Below are 21,190 nucleotides of genomic sequence, written 5' to 3' on the forward strand. Positions count from 1 at the left end.
CACTCTCATGCATAGCCGTCCCTTATTGCTGCCGCTCTCGCTGGCGTGCGGCCTGGCGTCCTTCGGCGTCGAATCCGCCGAAGACCGCTCCCCCACCCTCGACACCGTGGTGGTCACCGGCAACCGTGGCGCCGAACAACGCACGGTCACCACCAGCCCTACACCGATTGATGTGATCAGCGGCGAGCAGCTGCGGGCGGTGGGCAAGCCGAGTCTGCTGGAGGCATTGGGCAAGCTCATTCCGTCCTTCAACCTGCCGGACCGCGCCGGCTGGGATGCCAGTGGCGTGGTGCGTTCAGCCACGCTGCGCGGCCTCACCGCCTCCCACGTGCTGGTGCTGGTCAACGGCAAACGCCGGCACACCAGCGCCACCCTGAACATCAACGGCATCAACAGCGGCGCCGCCCCCAGCGACCTGGACCTGATCCCGGTGGCTGCCATCGACCATGTGGAAGTGCTGCGCGACGGCGCCGCCGCCCAGTACGGTTCGGATGCGATTTCCGGGGTGATCAATATCATCCTCAAGCAGACCACCGGCGGCAGTTCCGACACCACCCTGGGCCAGAACTACGACGGCAAGCGCGGCACCGGCCAGGAGGCGCTGAATTATGGCTTCCAGGTGGGCGAAGCCGGGGTGCTCAACGTGTCCCTCGACACCCGCTACCAGGAGCGCGACAACAAGGCCGGCAGCAACGGCTACAGCAGCCATTACTACCCGCTGGCCGATGGCTCCCCCGACCCGCGCGAAGCCACCTCCAGTCACCATACCTACAAAGGCTATGGTTCGCCCCGCAGCCAACTGGCCGATGTGGCGTACAACCTCGACCTGCCGCTGAACGATGACCTGACGCTGTACTCGTTCTCCACCCTGGCCACCCGGGAGAACAACGACGGCCAGAACTTCCGCCTGCCCAATGGCCGCAACACCATCACTACCGGGCCCAATGGTTACCCCGACGGCTACAGCCCGTACTGGCTGGTCAACGAGACCGACTTTCAATCGGCCTTCGGTGCCAAGGGCAACGACCTCGGCGGCGGCTGGGCCTGGGACTTGAGCAGCACCTACGGGCGCAACTACGCCAAGCAGCGCACCTACGACAACCAGAACCCGTCCCTGGGTGAAAGCACGCCGAACACGTTTACCTCCGGCATCTACATTGCCGATCAGCTCACCACCAACCTGGACCTGAAAAACAACTACGAGATCGGCCTGGCCAAGCCGTTGGACGTGGCGTTCGGCCTGGAGCACCGGCGCGAAAGCTACGAGACCCGCGCCGGCTCCGAGGCCTCGTATATCGATGGCGGCTACGTGTTCCCGGCGGGCCATCCGCGGGCCGGGCAGCGCCCCGATCCGGGGGCTCAGGTCACCAACGGTATCCGCCCGGAAGACGCGCAAAAGATCAGCCGCAACAGCCTCGCCAGCTATGTGGACCTGGGTTTCTACCCCACCGAACAGTGGTACGTCGGCGTGGCCGGGCGCTACGAGCATTACAACGAAGGCGTCGGCGGCACCCGCAGTGGCAAGCTCAGCACCCGGTATGCGTTCAACCCGGTGTTCGCCCTGCGCGGCACCGTGAGCAACGGCTTTCGCGCGCCGTCACTGGCCAACGAGATCTTCACCGCGCGCTCCACCGGGTTCGACACCATCAACGGGGTGTACCAGTCGTATAACTACGTGATCCTGCCGGTGGATTCCGCCGGCGCCCAGGCACTCGGCGCCAAGTCACTGAAGCCGGAGCGTTCGACCAACTTCAGCCTCGGTTTCGCCGTGACTCCAAGCGACGACCTGAGCCTGACGGTGGACGGTTACGTGATCAACCTGCGGGACCGCCTGGTGCTCAGCGAACGCTTCCAGGGCCCGGGCATTGCGGCGCTGCTGGACGGCATCGGCGTACCGGCCACGGCGGGCGCACAGTACTTTACCAATGGCGCCAACACCCGCACCTCCGGCGTGGACGTGGTGGGCAACTACCGGCAAAACCTCGACCGCTACGGCTCGGTGAAATGGACGGCGGCGCTGAACTACAACCACACGCAAATCCTCAGCGTCAACGACACTCCGGCGCAGCTCGCCGCCCTGGGCAACTTTCAGTTGATGGGCCGCCAGTCGCGGGCGCTGATCACCAAGACCTCACCCAGCAGCAAGATGATCTTCTCTGCCGACTGGGCGATCCACGACTTCGACGTCAACCTGCGCCTGACCCGCTACGGCACCTACACCGAGGTCAACAGCTCCAGCGATCCGAGCCTGGACCGCACTTATTCGGCCAAGTGGATCACCGACCTCGACGTGGCCTACGCCATCACCCGGCAACTGACCGTAGCGGTGGGTGCGCAGAACCTGTTCGACAAATACCCGGATCACATCGGCGTGAAGAACTCTTCTTTCGGCGACAACTGGGGCAGTTATTCGCCGTTCGGGTTTACCGGCGGGTATTACTACAGCCGGGTGCAGTACGCGTTCTGATTTAGCAACCGCCGGCCAGGCGTTCACGCAGAAACTCGATCAACGCCTGCACCGGGCGCGAGCTCTGGCGGTGCTGGGGGTACACGGCGGAAAGGGTCAGGGACTCGGGCGCGAAGTCTTCCAGCAGTGTCACCAGCCGGCCGTCCTGCAGGGCTTGGGCGACGATAAAGTTCGGCAGGTAGGTGATGCCCAATCCTGCTATCGCGGCTTCGCACAGCAACTCGCCGTTGTTGACCCGCATACGCCCGCTGACGTTGCGGGTGTGGGGTTTGCCGTCAACCTTGAAGTGCCATTGCACCTGGCGGCCATGGCCGTAAGGCAGGCATTCGTGGTCGGCCAGGTCGTCGGGGCGTTGCGGTATACCGTGGTGCGCCAGGTAATCCGGGCTGGCGCAGTACACGCGTTGCACGCTGGCGATGCGCCGGGCGATCAGGGTCGAGTCTTCGAGGATGCCGATGCGCAGCACCAGGTCGTAGCCTTCGCTGATCAGGTCTACCGGGCGGTCGCTGAGGTCCACTTCCACGGTGACGTGAGGGTGGCGTTGCAGGAACAGCGGCAACAGGCTGCCCAGGTGTGCCATGGCGAACGACAGCGGCGCGCTCAGGCGAATGGTGCCACGGGGGTCGGTGTTTTGCCCGGCGATACCCTGCTCCACTTGCTCGACTTCACTGAGCAGGCGCAAGGCGGATTCGTAGTAACTCTGGCCCAGGGGCGTGACGTCCAGGCGGCGGGTGGAGCGGTTGAGCAGGCGTACGCCCAGGCGCTCTTCCAGCTGGATCAGGCGACGGCTGACAAATTGCTTGGACAGCCCAAGGTGTTCGGCGGCGGCGGTAAAGCTGCCGGATTCCATGACCTGGCAAAACAGGCGCATGTCTTCGAAGGGGTTCATTGTCGCTTCTCGGTGGACGCTGAAGCTCTTTATAACCGGGTTGTCGCATCACCACCAATCAAATATCGATACCCCTGTGGCGAGGGAGCTCCCTCGCCACAGCAAGCTCCCTCGCCACAAGGAGGTTGCTTCGGCCCTGAGGTTACTTGGCCGCCAGTGCCGAGTAGCTGTTCATCAGGTTGCGATAGTTGGGAATGCGCGGCGACAGCAGGTTGGCCAGGCCTTCCATGTCGTTGCGCCAGTCCACCTGCAGCTCGCAGGCCACCGAGAACCAGTTCACCAGCTGTGCACCGGCCGCCGTCATGCGTGCCCACGCCGCCTGTTGCACGGTTTCGTTGAAGGTCCCCGACGCGTCGGTGACCACAAACACTTCAAACCCTTCAGCCAGGGCCGACAACGTCGGGAAGGTCACGCACACGTCGGTCACGACCCCGGCGATGATCAGTTGCTTGCGGCCGGTGGCTTTCACTGCCTTGACGAAGTCTTCGTTGTCCCACGCGTTGATCTGGCCAGGGCGAGGGATGTACGGCACGTCCGGGAACAGCTCTTTCAGCTCCGGCACCATCGGGCCGTTGGGGCCGCTTTCGAAGCTGGTGGTGAGGATGGTCGGCAGCTTGAAGAACTTGGCCAGGTCCGCCAGGGCCAGCACGTTGTTCTTGAACTCGTTGGGCGAGAAATCCTGCACCAGCGAAATCAGGCCGGTCTGGTGGTCCACCAGCAGCACCACGGCGTCATCTTTGTTCAGGCGTTTGTAAGTCATGGGAACACTCCTTTGGGGGTTGATTCAGAAGGCAAAACACGAGCAGCCAAACGCGCCCCAGAAACCCTGGAAGTCGCTGACCGGTACGCTCGAGAGACGCGCCCGTTCATGGCTATGGGAATGCACGCCACACGGGCCGCTGCACTGGTGCACCTGGGCCTGCAGCGTTGAGGTCGGGCGCCAGTGGCCCGGTACCTTGACCACCGGCGACCAGTCCGGCAGCACCGGCACACTGGGGGCGCAAAATGTTCAAAGTCGCCGGCGCCGTACACCACCTTGCCGCCGACCACGGTCAATACCGATTCGATCCACTTGATGGCTTCTTCGTCGACGCTGAAGAAGTCCGCCGACAGGGCCGCCACGTCCGCCAGCTGGCCGACCTTGATCTGGCCCTTCTTGCCCTGCTCGGACGAGAACCAGGCGCTGCCGTGGGTGAACAGTTCCAGGGCGGTCAGGCGGGGCAAGCCTTCGGCGTGCAGCTCCAGGCCGCCGACGGTGCGGCCGCTGACCATCCAGTACAGCGAGGTCCAGGGGTTGTAGCTCGACACCCGGGTGGCGTCGGTACCGGCGCCCACCGGCACGCCCTCGGCGAGCATGCGCTTGATCGGCGGCGTGGCCTCGGCCGCCTTGGCGCCGTAGCGCTCCACAAAGTACTCACCCTGGAACGCCATGCGGTCCTGGATCGCGATGCCGCCGCCCAGCGCCCGCACCCGCTCGATGTTCTGCGGGGTGATGGTTTCGGCGTGATCGAAGAACCACGGCAGGCCGTTGAACGGGATGTCGCGGTTGACCTTCTCGAACACGTCGAGCATGCGCGAGATCGATTCGTTGTAGGTGGCGTGCAGGCGGAACGGCCAGCGCTGTTCCACCAGGTGGCGCACCACCGGTTCCAGTTCCTGCTCCATAGTCAGCGGCAGGTCCGGGCGCGGTTCAAGGAAGTCTTCGAAGTCGGCCGCCGAGAACACCAGCATCTCGCCGGCGCCGTTGTGGCGCAGGTAGTCGTCGCCCTGGTGCAGGGTCACGCTGCCGGTCCAGTTCTTGAAGTCGCTGAGTTCTTCCTTGGGCTTCTGGGTGAACAGGTTGTAGGCGATGCGCACGGTCAGTTGCTCGTCCTTGGCCAACTGCTCGATCACCGCGTAGTCATCGGGGTAATTCTGGAAACCGCCGCCGGCGTCGATGGCGCTGGTCAGCCCCAGGCGGTTGAGTTCACGCATGAACTGGCGGGTGGAGTTCACCTGGTATTCCAGGGGCAGTTTCGGGCCCTTGGCCAGGGTCGCGTAGAGAATCATCGCGTTGGGCCGCGCCACCAGCATGCCGGTGGGGTTGCCGTTGCTGTCGCGTACGATCTCGCCGCCGGGCGGGTTCGGTGTGTCCTTGGTGTAGCCGGCCACGCGCAGGGCGGCGCGGTTGAGCAAGGCCCGGTCATACAGGTGCAACACGAACACCGGCGTATCGGGGGCGGCCTGGTTGAGCTCGTCGAGGGTGGGCATGCGTTTTTCGGCGAACTGGAATTCGTTCCAGCCGCCCACCACCCTCACCCACTGCGGCGTGGGCGTGCGGTCGGCCTGGTCCTTGAGCATACGCAGGGCATCGGCCAGGGACGGCACGCCTTCCCAGCGCAGTTCAAGGTTGTAGTTCAGGCCGCCACGGATCAGGTGCAGGTGCGAGTCGTTGAGGCCGGGGATGACGGTGCGGCCCTTGAGGTCGATGACCTGGGTGCCACTGCCCCGCAGGGCCATGGCTTCGCCGTCGGTGCCCACCGCGACAAAGCGCCCCTGGTGGATAGCGACTGCGGTGGCGCGGGGTTTTCACGGTCCACGGTGTGGAACTGGCCATTGAACAGAATCAGATCAGCGTTCATAGGGTTTCCTTTACAGAGGCTTCAAGCCAGGGAGCGAACAGGCGGGTGGCCGCCGGCATCAGCAGGTACACCACCAGTACGACGATGGTCACGGTGACCAGAAAGGTGGCAACGATGTAGTTGGACAGGAACGGATGCAGCCGCAGGACCGGGCCCCAGATGATCGGCACCAGCAAGGTCAGCGGCAGGATCACCAGCAGCGTGACCACCGCCTGTTTCCAGCGCGGCGGCTTGGCAGCGGTATCGGCCTGGGGCGAGAACCAGAACTCGTTCACCGCGCCGACTTCGGTCTGGTCGCCATCGGCCAACATCGGTGCGGCTTCGTTGATCAACGCCAGGCGCTGCGGCGAATCGAGCCAGCGCTCCAGGTCATCGGTGGAGCGGTAACGCAGCACGCAGGTGAACAGGGCGAGGCCGCCCTGCTTGCTGCGCACCACGTCGACGCCGAGGTGGCCCGGGCGCTCGCCGGCGATACGCACGATGCGCCGTAGCCAGGCTTCATAATCGGCTTCGCGGCCGGGTTTGATGCGGTGTTTGACCACCAGGGTGACCACCTCGTCCGGCCCGCCTTGCTGCGTTGCTGAGTCCATCGTGCTCCTCCCCTGAATACGTGAGCGATGGGCGCAGTGTGGGGTGTGGCGCTGGGTAAAAATTGGATGTACGTGCTCTGTTAAAGCGCCCGGGACATGTGTTCGCCAATGCGTGATCGCAACCAGCGCTCCGCCGGATCGTTGTCGTGCACCCCACTCCACACCATCGACAGCTCTGCGGCATCGATGGTGAATGGCGGGTCCTCGGCCCTTAATGCACTGCCTTGCGTCAATGCGCACGCGGCATAATCGGGCACCGTCGCAATCATCTCGCTGCCGGCCAGCAGGGCCCGCAACCCACTGAATTGCGGCACCGCCAACACCACTCGCCGGGCCCGGCCGATCCGTGCCAGGTCCAGGTCGATATTGCCGCTCAGGTCACCGGAAAACGAAACCATGGCATGGGGCCGTGAACAGTAGTCATCCAGGGTCAACGGCTCAGGCCGATCGTCGCCCCGCAGGACCTTGCACGGAATATCCCGCAGCTTCTTGCGCTTGGCGTTGGCCGGCAGCTCGGTGGTGTAGCTGACCCCCACGGAGATCTCGCCACTGGCCAACAACGCCGACATCAGCAAGTAGTTCGCACGCCGCACGACCACGATGATCCCCGGTGCCTCTTCGCGCAGCTGGCTGAGCAACAGGGGAAACAACCCGAACTCGGCGTCATCCGACAGCCCTATGCGAAACACCGCGCAACTGGTGGAAGGGTCGAAGTCCTTGGCGCGACTGACCGCGCCGGAAATGATGTCCATGGCCGGTTGCAACTCCTTGAGGATCGCCACGGCCCGTGGCGTGGGCTCCATGCCGCGCCCATTGCGCAGCAGCAGCGGGTCATCGAACAGGTCGCGCAACCGGCCCAGGGCCGCACTCACCGCCGGCTGGCCCATGAAGAGTTTTTCGGCCACCCGGGTCAGGTTCTTTTCAAACATCAGGGCCTCGAAAATCACCAGCAGGTTCATGTCGACACGGCGCAAGTCGTTGCGATTCATAGGGTTTCCCGGGAGGTGAGGACCCCATCAGCTAACCACGTTCAAGGCATGTGCAATTGCATGCCTGTGCTGTCTTTTTCCGCAGTCACCTGGCGAAATTAACAACGATTAACTCGCCAGCCAGACAGCCCGGCGCCAAGAATACGGCCGTCTACACTGGACTTTCACTCACCGGGAACGCTCCCATCGACCACGGAATCTGTCATGGCCCGACTTGAGCAAATCGCACCTGACCGGCACGCGCACTCCCCCGCTACCGGCGGCCTGTGTACCCGCCGCGAACGCATGGTCAAACAGCTGATCCTGGCGAACCTTGGGGAAAGCCTGGAGGTCACCGAGCTGGCCCGCGCCTGCGCCCTGTCCCGCAGCCACTTCTCTCGCGCCTTTAAATGCACCACGGGCCTCTCTCCCCAGGAATGGATTCGGCAACAACGTATCCAGCGGGCCAAGGAACTGATCATCAGCTCTGGCTTGAGCCTGACCCAAATCAGCCAGGAATGCGGATTTTGCGACCAGGCACACTTCTGCCACATATTCAGCCGCAGCGAAGGCGTGAACCCGATAACCTGGCGTAACCACCAGCTTCGCGTGATCGCCGCCTAGTGGTGATTGCACCCCGGCGCAAACCTCTGGAATATGCACCACAGACCTCGCTCCAGAGACCGCGCATGAGCAACCTCAACGACCAGGCCATGCATTTCGGCCCCTACCGGATTCACCCGCGCCAGCGCGTGGTGCTGGAAGGTGGCCAGCCATTGCGCCTGGGCCGTCGGGCGGTCGATATCCTGCTGGTTTTGCTGGAGCACGCCGGCCAGGTGGTGAGCAAACAGGAGCTGATCGCCCGGGTCTGGCCCAAGACCGTGGTGGAGGACGGCAACCTGCGGGTGCACATGGCGGCCCTGCGCAAGGCCCTGGGCGACGGCCAGGCCGGGCAGCGCTATATCGTCACCGTGGCCCAGCGCGGCTACAGTTTTGTGGCACCCCTGAGTATCGAACCCACCGCGTTGGAAGGCGATAGCGCGGGGGCCATCCCGGGCATAACTTGCCGCTGCGCCGCACGCGGATGCTGGGACGCCAGGCCCTGATCGAAAGCCTGGTGCACCAGTTGCCTCGGCACCGCTTCATCACCCTCACGGGTGCAGGCGGTATCGGCAAGACCACCGTCGCCCTGCGAGTGGCAGAATTGCTGATCGGGCGTTACCGCGACGGCATTCGCCTGCTGGACCTCGCCCCCTGAGCCAGCCTTCGATGATCGTGCCCAACCTGGCAGCCCTGCTGGAGCTCCCGCCACCGAGTCACGAGCCGCTGGCCAGTCTGGCCGGCCTGCTGCGCGAGCGCCAGATGCTGTTGGTGATCGACAACTGCGAGCACCTGCTCGACGATATTGCGCTGATCAGTGAAACCCTGCTGCGCAATGCCCCCATCTGCACATTTTGACCACCAGCCGCGAAGCCCTGCGCGCAGAAGGCGAGTTCGTACAACGCCTGGAGCCTTTGGCATGCCCACCGGCCACTGGCGACCGCGCCGCAGCCATGGCGTATCCCGCGCTGCAATTGCTGGTAGAACGGGCGCTGTCGTGCTGGGACGGCTTTGAACTGAGTGACAGCGAGCTGCCCCTGGCCATCGATATCTGCCGACGCCTGGACGGCATTCCCTTGGCGATCGAGCTGGTGGCGGCGCAAATAAAACGCTTTGGCCTGCAGGGCTTGCGGGTGCAGATGGAGGATAACTTTCGCCTGTTGACCCGCGGCCGACGCAGCGCCCTGCCCCGGCACCAGACCCTGCGCGCCACCCTGGAGTGGAGCTTCGACCTGCTGACCGCTTGCGAGCAGGTATGCCTGCGGCGCCTCGCAGTGTTCCGGGGTGGCTTCACCCTGGAATCAGCGGCGGCGGTGATAGGCGGTGAGCACATTGCGCCGACCGAGGTGCTGGGTTCAATCACGCAGTTGGTGGCCAAGTCCTTGCTCAACGTTGAGGTGGGCGATGAAGCGGTGGCCTATCGGCTGCTGGACATCACCCGGACCTACGCCCTGGAGAAACTCAGCGCTGCCTGCGAGCTGGAGTCCAGCCGTGAGCGACACGCCGCCCGGTGCCTGACACTGATGAATCAGGCGCAAGCCGACTGGGAACAAGTGTCCACCCGGCAGTGGCTCGACCGTTATGCAGGCTGTCGCGAAGATGTGCGTGCCGCCCTCGACTGGGGGTTGAGCCAGAACGGCGCGCCGCTGCTGGCCATCCGTTTGACGGTCAGCGCGATGCCGCTGTGGCAGGAGTTGTCGCTGCTCACCGAGCATGGTTTGTACGTAGGCAAAGCCCTGGCCCTGCTTCAGCAATCGGCTGCTCCCTGCGCGCACTTGCACCTGCAACTGCAATTGGCCCTGGGCAGTTTTTCCTATCACACCCAGGGCGCAACCCCACAGACCATCAACGCGTTCGTGCAGGCACGGCAACTGGCCGAAGGCAGCCACAATGTCGCCGGCCAACTCAGGGCCGTGTCCGGCCATATGGCGGTCAACCTGTGCAACGGCAACTACCGCCAGGCCCTGCGCCAAAGCCTGCATTTCGACCGCCTGGACCCCAACGCCCAACCGCTGCTGGCCTTGAGCGCACAGCGCCTGCGGGTGCTGGCGCAACATTTTGCCGGCAACCAGGCCCTGGCGCGGCACAACGCCGAACAGGTGATGCAGCGTATGGCCCACAGCGGCCACCTCAATCGGTTTACCCATGGATTTGGCGTGCAATACGACCAGAGCGTGGCGTCGCTGACGGTACTGGCACGCATCCTCTGGCTCCAGGGGTTCCCGGAGCGCGCCTGGCGCACTGCCCGCCAGGCGCTGGAGCTGGCGCTGCAAATCAATCACGGCACCTCGATCTGCTACACACTGGCCCTCGCGGGTGTCGTCATCGCCCACTACAACGGCGACGACGGGGCCGCCCGATCAATGCTGGAACTGCTGTCACAGCAGGCGCGCAAGCACTCGGTGCTGCTGTTCGACACCTGGGCCAGGCATTACACCCACGCACTGGACGGCGTGGCGCACGAGGAGCACGTCGAAGGCCTGGGCCTGATCAAGGACATCGTCGTGACCCTGCACACTCGGGACGTGGATGAGGCCTGCTTCGAACGAGCCAGGCAAGGCGATGCGGGTTGGTGCACCGCGGAGATTCTGCGGGTGCGGGCCGAATCCCTGCTGCACCGGGCTGACTCGCCCCCGGTGCAGGCGGCTGAAAGCCTGTTGCTGGAAGCGCTGGGGCTGGCGCATCAGCAGGGAGCCTTGGCCTGGGAACTGCGAAGCGCCCTGTCACTGGCCCGGCTATGGCATCGCGAGGGTCGGCACGCCGCCGCGCGCGACCTGTTGCAAGCCGTTCATGGGCGCTTTACCGAAGGGTTTTCCACGCCGGACCTAGTGAGCGTGCGCCGCCTGCTCGACGAACTGCACCACAAACTGCCGGCTTGAGAACGCCCCCAGATAGTGCCCGTAGCCTTGCTGCAACAACCCCACCTGGGCAGGGTCACCCAAACGGGCCAACGCGTAGGCGCGTACGCAATTGAGCAGGCGATAACGCCGAGGTCCGGGGCCGGGTTCGACGGTCAGCAGCGAGGTGTCCACCAACCGTGCCAGCAGATAAGGCAAGTCGGCATGCTCCAGCTCAGTGCCGGCAATCAGCGCACCCAGCGTCGGCAGGCTCACCGCCATCTTGAACAACCCCAATTGGAGGAACAGCCAACGCTCCGGCAGGCTCAAGCGATCGTAGGTCCAGTCCAGTGCCGCGTTCATGGATTGGTGCCGCCCTACGGCCGTTCGCCGCCCGCCAGTGAGCACCAGCAAGCCGTTCGCAACCTGTGTTTGCAAGCCCTTGACGCCCAAGGCATCGACCTGGGCCGCCGCCAGTTCCAGGGCCAGCGGGATGCCGTCGAGGCGTCGGCAGATATCCCGCAGGGGCGCCAGGTCTTGCCTGCGCAAACCAAAGCCTTGCTGGCTGGCCCGGGCGCGACTGACAAATAGCTGCACCGCAGGATAAGCCAGCGCTTGTTCGACATCGGCCAATGCCGACAGCGGCGGCACGACCAGCGCCGGCACGCGCTGAACCCACTCCCCAGGAATGTGCAAGGCTTCGCGGCTGCTCAACAACAGCGTCACCCGGGGCGCCATCTCCCGCAGCGCGAACACCAGGTTGCGACACGCGGCCACCGCCTGTTCACACCCATCCAGGACCAACAACAAATGCCGCGACGCCAGTTGTCGGCAAAAGCCTTGCAAGGTGCCACCCGGCTCAACGTCAATCCCGAGCGCCTCGGACAACTGGCGGACCACGCCCGATAGCTGGCTGACACCGGCCAACTCCACCCGCCACACGCCGTCGCGATAACGCGGCAGCACCTGTGCAGCCAGGTACAGGGCCAGGGTGGTTTTGCCGATGCCGGCACACCCGGTAAGCGTCATCAGCGTTTGGCCCGGCAAGCGCCGTGCAAGGGCATGCGCCAGCGGGTCCAGGCCGAACACCGGTACCAGGCGTGCCGGCAGGTTATGGTGAGGCAAGGGCTGTGCCGGTGCTGCCTGCATTGGTTGCGTCGCGACAAAACAGTACCCGCGCAGCGGCAGGTTGACGATATAACGCCGCCCGCCCTGGCCATCGGCCAAGGCACGGCGCAAGGCCGCGATGTGCACCCGCAGGTTGTTCTCCTCCACCACGCTGCTGGGCCACACCCGTGTAATCAGGTCTGCCTTGCTGACAAACTGCCCGGCCTGCTCCACCAGCACCGCGAGAATGTCCAGGGCACGCCCGCCCAGCGGCAGCGGCCGGCCCTCTTCGCACACCAGGCGCTGCTGGGGGTAAAAGGTGAAGGGGCCGAAGCGCACTTCACATTCAGGCTCAATCGTATGAAGGCTATGCATGCTCGTCAAAGCGCTGAAACACCCGGTCTTGGGCGCCTGCGCATCCTTTTCCATGGGACTGACGGCTATCTTGCCAGCTACCCGTGACAGGACAATGCTGGCACAGGGATCCACACGGACATTCAGGTGCGCCAGACGGCCATCAGCTGAATTGCTGGCGGTATTGGGTCGGGTTCAAGCCGAGTTTTTCACTGAACAGAAAACGCATATGCCGCACGCTGCCAAAGCCCGCATGAAAGGCTACGGTCTTGAGTGGCAGGTCGCTGGTCTCCAGCAAGTGCCGCGCGCGATCAATGCGCGCGCCCTGCAGGAAAGCCATCGGGGTCATCTGCACTTCCTTGGCAAACACCCGCGCAAAGTGCCGCGCGCTCATGCCTGCGAGTTGCGCCATGGACTCGATGGTAAAGGCCTGGTCCAGCCGCTCCAGCACATGGGTCTGCACCCGGGTAATCGCGGTTTCCTGGGGGGCCACCGCTGCGGTCATCGGGCTGAACTGGGCTTGGCCACCCTGGCGCTTCATGACCACCAGCAACACCTTGGCCACGTCGACAGCCACCTGCTTGCCGTGGTCCTGGGCTACAACGGACAGCGCCAGGTCGATGCCCGCCGTCACGCCGCCAGAGGTGATGAGCCGGCCGTCCTGCAGGTAGATGCGGTCGGTCTCCACCGTGGCCTTGGGAAAGGCCTTGATCAGCCGCTCGGTGTAATGCCAGTGAGTGGTCACGCGTTGGCCGTCCAGCAAGCCGGCGTATCCCAGCACGAAGGCACCGGTGCAGATCGAGCCGAATCGCCGGGCACGAGGCGCAGCCGCCTTGAGCCAGGGCAACAGAGCGGGATGGCATTCGTTGTAGGCGCCGGGGCCGCCGGGGACCAACAGCAAGTCATATGCCTCAAGGGCCTGGTCCAGGTGCAGATCGGGATGCACCACCACGCCATTGGAGGCCTGCAGGGGCCCCTGCTCGGTACCGATCGTCAGGATCTGATAGTGAGCTGACGGCGCAAGGTAGCGATTGGCAATGGAGAACACTTCCAGCGGCCCGGCCATGTCGAGCAGCAGAAAGTCGGGAAACAGCGCCATGGCCACGGTTTTCATTATTAGCAACTGTCCGTTCGGGGAGAGGAATCCTTGCATTATGGCATGCCATCAACTGTCAACTCATACAGGACAGTCATTCCGATTTCAGCTTCTTAATCAACCTATAACTAACCAGTAACCTTCTCCTCACACCGAAGCCCTGCATCTCGCAGCCAGCTTCCCTTGAGGAGAACACCCCATGCTGACCCTTCGCAAAGCCTCGGAACGCGGCGCCGCCAATCACGGTTGGTTGAAGTCGTTCCACACCTTCTCGTTCGCCAACTACTGGAATCCCAGGGAACAGGGTTTTTCCGACCTGCTGGTGATCAACGATGACCGGGTTGCCGCCGGCAAGGGCTTCGGCCAACACCCGCACCGCGACATGGAGATTTTCTCCTATGTGCTCGAAGGCGCCCTGGAACACAAGGACACCCTGGGCACCGGTTCGGTGATTCGCCCAGGCGATGTGCAACTGATGAGCGCCGGCAGCGGCGTGGCCCACAGCGAGTTCAACCACAGCCACACCCAGGGCGTGCACTTCCTGCAAATCTGGATCGTGCCGGACGTGGCCGGCGCCGAGCCGCGCTATCAGCAGGAGCACTTCACCGAAGCGCAAAAGCGTGGCCGGTTGCAGCTGATCATCTCGCCGGAAGGCACCGACGGCTCCCTTGGCGTGCGCCAGGATGCGCGGGTGTATGCCGGGCTGTTCAACGGCTTTGAAACCGCAAGCCTGGCCCTCGCCCCGGAGCGCTACGCCTACATCCATGTGGCGCGGGGCAGCATTGAAGTCAACGGCCAGCGCTTGCACGAAGGCGACGGTGCCCGAGTGCGCGATGAGCGGGAGATTCACCTGAGCCATGGCGAGAATGCCGAGGTGCTGGTGTTCGACCTGCGCCCTCGTGAACTGCCTGAAATGCCGTAAAGGTCGGCACGATGGCTCGGAAAAACGGGCCATCGCTGACGTCGATAGTCACCATCAGCGCAATGAAGTTCTCTAAAAAAATCCACCGCGTACCATCACATCCATACCAACCAATGACATCCCGGAGCACACCCTCATGAAACGCCAACTCTTGCTTAGCCTCGCTTTCTCGGTACTTGCTGTAAGCGCCTTTACTCAACCTGCCCTCGCTGAAGGCGGCGCGGATCGCCTGATGGACAGCCGCGTGGCTGAGGGTGGTTCTGACCGTTTGCTGGAACGTCGTGTGGCGGAAGGCGGTTCTGATCGGTTGCTGGAACGTCGTGTAGCTGAAGGTGGCGCTGACCGTCTTCAAGAAAACCGTGTAGCCGAAGGTGGCGCTGAGCGTCTTCAAGGCAACCGTGTAGCTGAAGGTGGCGCTGAGCGTCTTCAAGGCAACCGTGTAGCTGAAGGTGGTGCTGAGCGTCTTCAAGGCAACCGTGTAGCTGAAGGTGGTGCCGACCGCCTGATGGAAAACCGCGCATAACCCTGGTTGCTCGCGGTTCACCCCCAGCCGGCCTGATCAGCCGGCTTTTTTCGCCTGCTGTTTACTCACCGCCAACAGCGCCACAAAACCCTGTGGCGAGGGAGCTTGCTCCCGCTGGGCTGCGCAGCAGCCCCAATGAATACACCGCGTTTCTTCAGGGGAGACCCGTTGGCAGGTTTTGGGGCCGCTTCGCAGCCCAACGGGAGCAAGCTCCCTCGCCACACAAGCCTCGCCACACAAGCGCTCTCGCCAGCGTATGTCGCCACTCGCTGTTAACACAGCTCACGATCCAGCCACACCACCGCCTTGCCAATCTGCTGCCTGGCTTCAATCCGCGCGTGCACCTGCTGCACCTCTTCCAGCGTGTAATGCCCTTCGATATCCACCGTCAGCGAACCCTCAAGCATCGCCGCGAACACCGCATTGGCACGCCTCTGCACCGTCGGCCCATCGGCCATGTGGTCGTTGAGCCGAGGACGGGTCAGGAACAGCGAGCCGGCTTCCCCCAACTCCATCGGGTCCAGATCAGTGATCGAACCGGAGACGTTGCCGTAATTGACGATCAGCCCCCGCGTACGACAGGCCTTGAAGCTTTCACGCAAGGTGGCCTTGCCCACCGAATCGAACACCACGTCCACACCCTGCCCCTGCGTTGCCTGCAAGACTCGCTCGGCAAACCCGTCGTATGGCCAGGCGTGATCAGCACCCCGCTGAAGGGCAATCGCACATTTTTCAGTGCTGCTGCCGGTGGTGAATACCGTGGCGCCGAGTCGACGGGCCATTTGCACCAGTAACTGGCCGATGCTGCCGGACGCGGCATGGATCAGGCAGCTGTTGCCTGCCTGCAACCGTGCGACATCTTCAATCAGGTAGTGAGCCGTACAGCCCTGGAACATCGCCGCAGCCGCCTGATCGAAGCCGATCGCATTCGGAATCTGCGCGACCCGCGCGGCGGGCACGCTGGCGTATTCAGCAAACGCACCCCAGGCAATGCACCACGCCACCCGATCACCTGGCGCCAGATGGCTAACGCCCTCGCCCGCTTCCACCACCACACCCGCGCCTTCCATGCCCAGGGTGCAAGGCACTCGCACCGGGTACGTCACCGACTGCGCGTACTTGCCCTGACGGGTATGCACATCCATGAAGTTGATCCCGGCGCAGGCCACCTTGATCAGCACGTGGCCGGGCATCACTTGGGGTTTGGGCACATCAAGGCGCAGTTGAACGACCTCCGGGCCGCCGTAGGTTTCAAGGGTGAGGGCTTTCATCGCGGGACAACTCCGTTTGCGGTAGGAATGCGCCATGGTAAAAGGCACCACTCTGTACGAGAATTCCCCAACACCTCCCACCCTCCGTGCGGAAATAACCCGATGTTCGACTGGCAGGATCTGTATTACTTCACCGTACTGGCGCGCACCCAGTCGCTGTCGGCGGCCGCCCGCGAGCTGCAGGTGGAACACGCCACCGTGGGCCGGCGCGTCGATGCCCTGGAAAAAGCCCTCGGCGTCAAACTGGTGGATCGCCTGCCCCGCAGCCGGCCACTCACGGAGGAAGGCCTGGCGTTGGCCAGGTTGGCGGCAGGCATGGGCGAGATGGCCACCGACGTCATGCGCCTGTCCCGCGTGGCCTCGATCGAAGTGGCCGGCACCGTGCGGGTCAGTTGCCCGCCGTCGATTGCCATCCACTGCATCGCGCCCCACGTCGCGCGCTTCCGGGCGCAGTATCCCAAACTGAATATCGTGCTGATGTCCTCGACCACGCTTGCCGCTCTGGACAAAGGTGAAGCCGACATTGCCCTGCGCACGGTGCGGCCCGATGAAGAGGCACTGGTGCGCAGGAAGGTCGGCGCGGTGCGCTTCGGGCTCTATGCCACACCCGAGTTCAAACGGTTACCCGCCGAACAGTGGGCGTTCATCGCCTATGACGCCACCCGTGACCATCTGCCCCAACAGGCATGGATGCACCAGGTACGCGGCAGCCGCGCGATTGCCTTTGCCGCCAGCGACCTGATCACCCAGCAAATGGCCGCCCGGTCCCAGGTGGGCGCGGTGGTGTTGCCCACGTTGGTGGGTGATCACGACGCAGCATTGGTGCGGCTGGCAACGAATACCGAAGGCCCGGTTCGCGATATCTGGCTGACGGTGTACCCCGACATGCGCCGCTCGCCTTCGGTGAAGGTGGTGATGGAGTTTTTGGTGAGTTGCATTGAAAGCGCGCCGCAGTTGCGGCGCTGAAGCCGATTACTGCGCCGCGTACTGCTCGTCGCTGACCTGTTCCATCCAGTCCACCACCTTGCCGTCGAGCATCTCGTTGATCGCGATATGGGTCATGGCGGTGATGGCCGTGGCGCCGTGCCAATGCTTGACGCCGGGGGCAATCCACACGGTGTCGCCGGGGCGAATTGCCCGCACGGGCTGGCCCCATTCCTGAACCTGGCCCAGACCTGCGGTCACGATCAATGTCTGCCCCAGGGGATGGGTGTGCCACGCGGTACGCGCCCCCGGTTCAAAGGTGACAACGGCGCCAGTGACACGCGCGGCATCGGTGCCCTTGAAAGGTGAGTCGACGCGCACTGTGCCGGTGAAATAGTCCGCCGGCCCTTTGGCCGAGGGTTGGGAACCGTTGGGTGTGATGGTCAGCATGGGGGTCTCCTGTGCCGATGATTCGAGTGCCAGCAAGGACAATGAAAGTGCGGTGACGGCGAGACGAGTGTTCATAGGCCGGTCATCCGTTCCAGGGCTTCGGGATAGCGGTCGCCGTGCACCGCGATGTTTGCAGCGGCGACGTTCAGCTCACTGAGTTCTGCAGCGCTGAGCTGCACCTCGACCGCCCCCAGGTTTTCCGTCAGGCGCGAGGTTTTGGTGGTGCCCGGAATCGGTACGATCCAGGGCTTCTGGGCCAGCAACCAGGCCAATGCGATCTGCGATGGCGTGGCGTGTTTGCGCCGGGCGACCTGGTGCAGCAACTCCACCAGGGCCTGGTTGGCCTGTAAGGCTTCGGGCGTGAACCTTGGCAACGTGCTGCGAAAGTCCGAGCTGTCAAAGGTGCTGTGACTGTCGAACTTGCCCGTCAGAAAGCCTTTGCCCAACGGGCTGTAGGGCACCAGGCCAATGCCCAGTTCCTCCAGCAGTGGCAACACCTCGGCCTCGGGCTTGCGCCACCACAGTGAGTACTCGCTTTGCAACGCGGTCACCGGTTGCACGGCATGGGCGCGGCGGATGGTCGAGGCGCCGGCTTCAGACAAACCGAAATGCTTGACCTTACCCTCCTGAATCAAATCCTTCACCGCGCCGGCCACCTCTTCGATCGGCACATTCGGGTCCACCCGATGCTGGTAAAACAGGTCGATCACATCGGTCTTCAGGCGCTTGAGCGAGGCTTCGGCCACCTCGCGAATATGCTCCGGCCGGCTGTTGAGACCCGACCATTTGCCGTTGCCGGACGGGTCCAGGGCAAAGCCGAACTTGGTGGCGATCACCACCTGCTCACGCAGCGGCGACAGCGCTTCACCCAGCAGTTCTTCATTGATGAACGGGCCATAGACTTCGGCGGTATCGAAGAAGGTCACGCCTTGTTCAACCGCGTTGCGCAACAAGGCAATCATCTGCTGTTTGTCGGCCGCCGGGCCGTAGCCAAAGCTCATGCCCATGCAGCCAAGGCCAAGGGCGGAGACTTCGAGTGGGCTGTTGCCGAGTGTGCGTTTGAGCATGATCGTTCTCCGGGTAAGGGGGCTGATTCCAATCTAACAGTTAAGAATTGTGATAATTAGCCGCTAGAATCTGAAAATACTTATGAGGATGACTCACCAATGCTCAGGGAAAACGCCAATGACCTGCTCGCGTTTCTGGCGGTAGCCCGCGAGCGCAGCTTTACCAAGGCGGCGGCCAAGCTCGGGGTTTCCCAGTCGGCGCTGAGCCATACCCTGCGCGGCCTGGAGGCGCGGTTGGGGCTGCGTCTTCTGACCCGCACCACCCGCAGCGTGTCGCCCACCGAAGCCGGGCAGCACTTGATCGATACGATCGGGCCGCACTTCGATGAAATCCAGGTCGGCCTTGAGGGGTTGAGCCACTTGCGGGACAGGCCGTCCGGCACCATCCGTATCAATGCCATGGACCACGCGCTGGAGTTCATCCTGTGGCCGGTGCTGAAACCGTTCCTGGCGCAGTACCCGGATATCGCAGTGGAAGTGTGTTGCGACTACGGCTTTGTCGACATCGCCGCCCACGGCTTCGACGCCGGCGTACGCCTCGGGGAAGACGTGGCCCAAGGCATGATTGCCACGCGCATCAGTCCCGATATGCGCATGCTGGTGGTGGGTTCACCGGCCTACTTTGCCCAGCGCGCCATACCCCGCACACCTCGCGACCTGACCGATCACGCCTGCAACAATTTGCGCCTGCCCACCAATGGCGGCCTGTACGTGTGGGAGTTCAAAAAAGGCGAGGAAAGCCTGAATGTGCGGGTGTCTGGCCAGGTGACGTTCAATGGCGTGTACCCCTTGCTCAAGGCGGCGCTCGACGGCTTCGGCTTGAGCTACGTGCCTGCCGATCTGGTGGCGCCTTATCTGGCAGACGGGCGCCTGGTGCAGGTGCTGGATGACTGGTGCGCGCCGTTTGCCGGTTTCCACCTGTATTACCCCAGCCGTCGCCAGGCCTCACCCGCCTTTGCGCTGCTGGTGGAAGCGCTGCGTTATCGCGGTTGAAGGAAGTCCGCCAGCGCGCCGCCCAGGGCCTCAAATACCAAGGCGATGCGCTGCACCCGGCGCATGTCCTGATGCATCGCAATCCACACGTCGACGCTGAAATCCACCTGCCCGGGCAGCACGCGCACCAGCCCGTGACGCTGCGCCACCTGGCTTGAGCACACGCCAATTCCCAGCCCGGCACGCAGCGCCGCCAACTGGGCGAGGTGATCGTCGGTGCGGATAAATGTATTGGCCGCCGAACAGTCAAAACCGCGCTCACGCAGGAACTCGATCTCCAGCAAATTGCGGTCCGGGCCGATCAGCGGGTAGCCGTGCAATTGCGCGACGGTGTCCGGCGTGCCCTGCTCCGCCAGCAACTCCGGTGCGGCGTACAACCCCACTTGCAGGTCGCCGACCTTGCGCGCGACCACCGTCGCTTCCGTAGGGCGGCGGATGCGCACGGCGACGTCAGCCTCCTGCCGGGCCAGGGCTTGCAGGCGGTTGGACACGCTCAACTCAATGGCCAATTGCGGATGATCACGGCGCAGGCTGCGCAGCATCGGCGGCAGCACCTCAACCCCCAGCAGCTTGCCGCTGGTAAGCCGCACCGTGCCACTGGCCAACGCCGCATCGGCGGAGGCTGCGCGGTTGAAGGCGTTGGCGGCAACGGCCATTGCTTCCACGTGGCTGATCAGGTCCTTGGCGGTGTCGGTGGGCAACAGCCCAGAAGGTGAGCGGATAAACAGGCTGACCCCGACGCTTTGCTCCAGCGCCTCGATCCGTCGCCGCGCGGTGGCCTGGGCGATCCCCAGCAAACGGGCCGCGCCCGACAGGCTGCCGGTGCGCAGCACGGCGAGGAAGGCGCGCTGGGTTTCCCATTGGAGTTGAGGGGCGTTCATACATTTCCTGTGAGCCGCTGGGCAGTTTTGGCGGATGTTCTTTGTTCGGGGGCTGCGGCATGCTGGCGAGCATAACCGATGGGGCTTTCGCCCTCACTTTGCACAGGATCGTTTTTGATGACACTCACCGGCCAATGCCGCTGCGCCAACGTGACCTACACCCTCAATACCGACGCACCGCTGGCGGTGTATGCCTGCCATTGCCAGCACTGCCAGACCTGGAGCGGCAGCGCGTTTGCCTTGCATGCGCTGTTGCCGGCGGACGCGTTGAAGGTCGACGGGGTGTTGACGGAATATGGTTATGACCTAGAGGGGCAGCGTTCGGAGCATCACCTGTGCGGGGTGTGCCATACGCGAATCTACAACACCACGACGGCTGCGCCGGGGCTGGTTGTGCTGCGGGTCGGGACACTGGATGAGAGCCCGGCCGTGCAGCCGGTGGCGCATATCTGGGTGCGGCACAAGCAGCCGTGGGTGACGCTGGCGGAGGGCGTTCCGACGTGGCCGCAAAGCCCGACGCCCCAGGCGTTTGCGCAGGCGTTGAGTGAACACAAAACACAAATGTATGTGGCGAGGGGGCTTGTCCCCCGTTGGGCTGCGAAGCAGCCCCAATAAGGTCCCCGTGCTCTG

General features: G+C 63.8%; 17 protein-coding genes and 2 pseudogenes. 8 read left to right on the forward strand and 11 right to left on the reverse strand.

Annotated features, from left to right (window positions below):
• The first annotated feature begins 7 nt into the window (after positions 1-7).
• Positions 8-2,467, forward strand: a complete 2,460-nt coding sequence (locus JFV30_RS15740) for a TonB-dependent receptor plug domain-containing protein (RefSeq protein WP_010171974.1) — start codon at positions 8-10, stop codon at positions 2,465-2,467.
• A gap of 1 nt (position 2,468) precedes the next feature.
• Here the strand turns inward: JFV30_RS15740 and JFV30_RS15745 are convergent, their stop codons facing one another.
• The 5 genes and pseudogenes from JFV30_RS15745 to JFV30_RS15765 all read right to left on the reverse strand — a co-directional run bounded on the left by JFV30_RS15745 (position 2,469) and on the right by JFV30_RS15765 (position 7,556).
• A complete protein-coding gene (locus JFV30_RS15745; protein ID WP_201124543.1) occupies positions 2,469-3,356 on the reverse strand; it encodes a LysR family transcriptional regulator in 888 nt (295 codons plus the stop codon).
• A 142-nt stretch (positions 3,357-3,498) separates the two neighbouring features.
• A complete protein-coding gene (ycaC, locus tag JFV30_RS15750) occupies positions 3,499-4,116 on the reverse strand; it encodes an isochorismate family cysteine hydrolase YcaC (RefSeq protein WP_201124544.1) in 618 nt (205 codons plus the stop codon).
• Between the two features lie 24 nt (positions 4,117-4,140).
• Positions 4,141-5,977, reverse strand: a pseudogene (locus JFV30_RS15755) (amidohydrolase).
• Complete coding sequence (locus JFV30_RS15760) at positions 5,974-6,567, reverse strand: antibiotic biosynthesis monooxygenase (protein WP_201124545.1); 594 nt, start codon at positions 6,565-6,567, stop codon at positions 5,974-5,976. Before JFV30_RS15760 ends, JFV30_RS15755 begins: the two are co-directional and overlap by 4 nt.
• Positions 6,568-6,647: 80 nt before the next feature.
• The gene (locus JFV30_RS15765; protein ID WP_201124546.1) at positions 6,648-7,556 is read right to left on the reverse strand and encodes a LysR family transcriptional regulator; all 909 of its coding nucleotides are present in this window, start codon (positions 7,554-7,556) and stop codon (positions 6,648-6,650) included.
• A 204-nt stretch (positions 7,557-7,760) separates the two neighbouring features.
• Between JFV30_RS15765 and JFV30_RS15770 the strand changes: the two genes are divergently transcribed.
• Both JFV30_RS15770 and JFV30_RS15775 read left to right on the forward strand, forming a co-directional pair.
• Positions 7,761-8,159: a helix-turn-helix domain-containing protein gene (locus JFV30_RS15770; protein WP_201124547.1), complete on the forward strand. Its 399-nt coding sequence runs from the start codon at positions 7,761-7,763 to the stop codon at positions 8,157-8,159.
• A gap of 65 nt (positions 8,160-8,224) precedes the next feature.
• Positions 8,225-11,014: pseudogene (locus JFV30_RS15775) on the forward strand (ATP-binding protein).
• Here the strand turns inward: JFV30_RS15775 and JFV30_RS15780 are convergent.
• Both JFV30_RS15780 and JFV30_RS15785 read right to left on the reverse strand, forming a co-directional pair.
• Positions 10,961-12,508 (reverse strand): ATP-binding protein, encoded by a 1,548-nt coding sequence (locus tag JFV30_RS15780; RefSeq protein WP_201124548.1) that lies wholly within the window; start codon positions 12,506-12,508, stop codon positions 10,961-10,963. The pseudogene JFV30_RS15775 and the gene JFV30_RS15780 overlap by 54 nt on opposite strands.
• 88 nt (positions 12,509-12,596) lie before the next feature.
• Positions 12,597-13,547, reverse strand: a complete 951-nt coding sequence (locus JFV30_RS15785) for a GlxA family transcriptional regulator (RefSeq protein WP_201124549.1) — start codon at positions 13,545-13,547, stop codon at positions 12,597-12,599.
• 181 nt (positions 13,548-13,728) lie between these two features.
• Here JFV30_RS15785 and JFV30_RS15790 point away from each other — a divergent pair, with 181 nt between their 5' ends.
• Both JFV30_RS15790 and JFV30_RS15795 read left to right on the forward strand, forming a co-directional pair.
• Positions 13,729-14,451 (forward strand): pirin family protein, encoded by a 723-nt coding sequence (locus JFV30_RS15790; protein ID WP_010171992.1) that lies wholly within the window; start codon positions 13,729-13,731, stop codon positions 14,449-14,451.
• A gap of 136 nt (positions 14,452-14,587) precedes the next feature.
• A complete protein-coding gene (locus tag JFV30_RS15795; protein ID WP_201124550.1) occupies positions 14,588-14,974 on the forward strand; it encodes a phage infection protein in 387 nt (128 codons plus the stop codon).
• Between the two features lie 272 nt (positions 14,975-15,246).
• On the opposite strand, the gene JFV30_RS15800 is transcribed toward JFV30_RS15795, so the two are convergent.
• Positions 15,247-16,245 carry a quinone oxidoreductase family protein gene (locus JFV30_RS15800; protein WP_201124551.1) on the reverse strand — a complete coding sequence of 333 codons (999 nt, stop codon included), beginning with the start codon at positions 16,243-16,245 and terminating at the stop codon, positions 15,247-15,249.
• 102 nt (positions 16,246-16,347) lie between these two features.
• On the opposite strand from JFV30_RS15800, the gene JFV30_RS15805 reads away from it, so the two are divergent.
• The gene (locus JFV30_RS15805; RefSeq protein WP_169388873.1) at positions 16,348-17,211 is read left to right on the forward strand and encodes a LysR family transcriptional regulator; all 864 of its coding nucleotides are present in this window, start codon (positions 16,348-16,350) and stop codon (positions 17,209-17,211) included.
• A gap of 6 nt (positions 17,212-17,217) precedes the next feature.
• Here JFV30_RS15805 and JFV30_RS15810 read toward each other — a convergent pair whose 3' ends face one another.
• Together JFV30_RS15810 and JFV30_RS15815 are read right to left on the reverse strand one after the other, a co-directional pair.
• A complete protein-coding gene (locus tag JFV30_RS15810; protein ID WP_242487094.1) occupies positions 17,218-17,619 on the reverse strand; it encodes a (R)-mandelonitrile lyase in 402 nt (133 codons plus the stop codon).
• 71 nt (positions 17,620-17,690) lie between these two features.
• A complete protein-coding gene (locus JFV30_RS15815) occupies positions 17,691-18,686 on the reverse strand; it encodes an aldo/keto reductase (RefSeq protein WP_201124553.1) in 996 nt (331 codons plus the stop codon).
• 99 nt (positions 18,687-18,785) lie between these two features.
• Here JFV30_RS15815 and JFV30_RS15820 point away from each other — a divergent pair, with 99 nt between their 5' ends.
• The gene (locus JFV30_RS15820) at positions 18,786-19,679 is read left to right on the forward strand and encodes a LysR family transcriptional regulator (protein ID WP_169388876.1); all 894 of its coding nucleotides are present in this window, start codon (positions 18,786-18,788) and stop codon (positions 19,677-19,679) included.
• On the opposite strand, the gene JFV30_RS15825 is transcribed toward JFV30_RS15820, so the two are convergent.
• Positions 19,667-20,560, reverse strand: a complete 894-nt coding sequence (locus tag JFV30_RS15825) for a LysR family transcriptional regulator (RefSeq protein ID WP_201124554.1) — start codon at positions 20,558-20,560, stop codon at positions 19,667-19,669. The two genes, JFV30_RS15820 and JFV30_RS15825, sit on opposite strands and share 13 nt — an antisense overlap.
• A gap of 117 nt (positions 20,561-20,677) precedes the next feature.
• On the opposite strand from JFV30_RS15825, the gene JFV30_RS15830 reads away from it, so the two are divergent.
• Positions 20,678-21,175 carry a GFA family protein gene (locus JFV30_RS15830; RefSeq protein WP_201124555.1) on the forward strand — a complete coding sequence of 166 codons (498 nt, stop codon included), beginning with the start codon at positions 20,678-20,680 and terminating at the stop codon, positions 21,173-21,175.
• Positions 21,176-21,190: the final 15 nt, after the last annotated feature.

Origin of the sequence: Pseudomonas sp. TH32, assembly GCF_016650855.1 — a bacterium.
Lineage (GTDB): Bacteria > Pseudomonadota > Gammaproteobacteria > Pseudomonadales > Pseudomonadaceae > Aquipseudomonas.

Excerpts from the sequence above, each read along its gene's own strand:
- JFV30_RS15740 (WP_010171974.1), top strand. The coding sequence starts at position 8 with ATGCATAGCCGTCCCTTATTGCTGCCGCTCTCGCTGGCGTGCGGCCTG.
- JFV30_RS15745 (WP_201124543.1), bottom strand. The coding sequence starts at position 3,356 with ATGAACCCCTTCGAAGACATGCGCCTGTTTTGCCAGGTCATGGAATCC.
- ycaC (WP_201124544.1), bottom strand. The coding sequence starts at position 4,116 with ATGACTTACAAACGCCTGAACAAAGATGACGCCGTGGTGCTGCTGGTG.
- JFV30_RS15760 (WP_201124545.1), bottom strand. The coding sequence starts at position 6,567 with ATGGACTCAGCAACGCAGCAAGGCGGGCCGGACGAGGTGGTCACCCTG.
- JFV30_RS15765 (WP_201124546.1), bottom strand. The coding sequence starts at position 7,556 with ATGAATCGCAACGACTTGCGCCGTGTCGACATGAACCTGCTGGTGATT.
- JFV30_RS15770 (WP_201124547.1), top strand. The coding sequence starts at position 7,761 with ATGGCCCGACTTGAGCAAATCGCACCTGACCGGCACGCGCACTCCCCC.
- JFV30_RS15780 (WP_201124548.1), bottom strand. The coding sequence starts at position 12,508 with ATGGAAAAGGATGCGCAGGCGCCCAAGACCGGGTGTTTCAGCGCTTTG.
- JFV30_RS15785 (WP_201124549.1), bottom strand. The coding sequence starts at position 13,547 with ATGAAAACCGTGGCCATGGCGCTGTTTCCCGACTTTCTGCTGCTCGAC.
- JFV30_RS15790 (WP_010171992.1), top strand. The coding sequence starts at position 13,729 with ATGCTGACCCTTCGCAAAGCCTCGGAACGCGGCGCCGCCAATCACGGT.
- JFV30_RS15795 (WP_201124550.1), top strand. The coding sequence starts at position 14,588 with ATGAAACGCCAACTCTTGCTTAGCCTCGCTTTCTCGGTACTTGCTGTA.
- JFV30_RS15800 (WP_201124551.1), bottom strand. The coding sequence starts at position 16,245 with ATGAAAGCCCTCACCCTTGAAACCTACGGCGGCCCGGAGGTCGTTCAA.
- JFV30_RS15805 (WP_169388873.1), top strand. The coding sequence starts at position 16,348 with ATGTTCGACTGGCAGGATCTGTATTACTTCACCGTACTGGCGCGCACC.
- JFV30_RS15810 (WP_242487094.1), bottom strand. The coding sequence starts at position 17,619 with ATGCTGACCATCACACCCAACGGTTCCCAACCCTCGGCCAAAGGGCCG.
- JFV30_RS15815 (WP_201124553.1), bottom strand. The coding sequence starts at position 18,686 with ATGCTCAAACGCACACTCGGCAACAGCCCACTCGAAGTCTCCGCCCTT.
- JFV30_RS15820 (WP_169388876.1), top strand. The coding sequence starts at position 18,786 with ATGCTCAGGGAAAACGCCAATGACCTGCTCGCGTTTCTGGCGGTAGCC.
- JFV30_RS15825 (WP_201124554.1), bottom strand. The coding sequence starts at position 20,560 with ATGAACGCCCCTCAACTCCAATGGGAAACCCAGCGCGCCTTCCTCGCC.
- JFV30_RS15830 (WP_201124555.1), top strand. The coding sequence starts at position 20,678 with ATGACACTCACCGGCCAATGCCGCTGCGCCAACGTGACCTACACCCTC.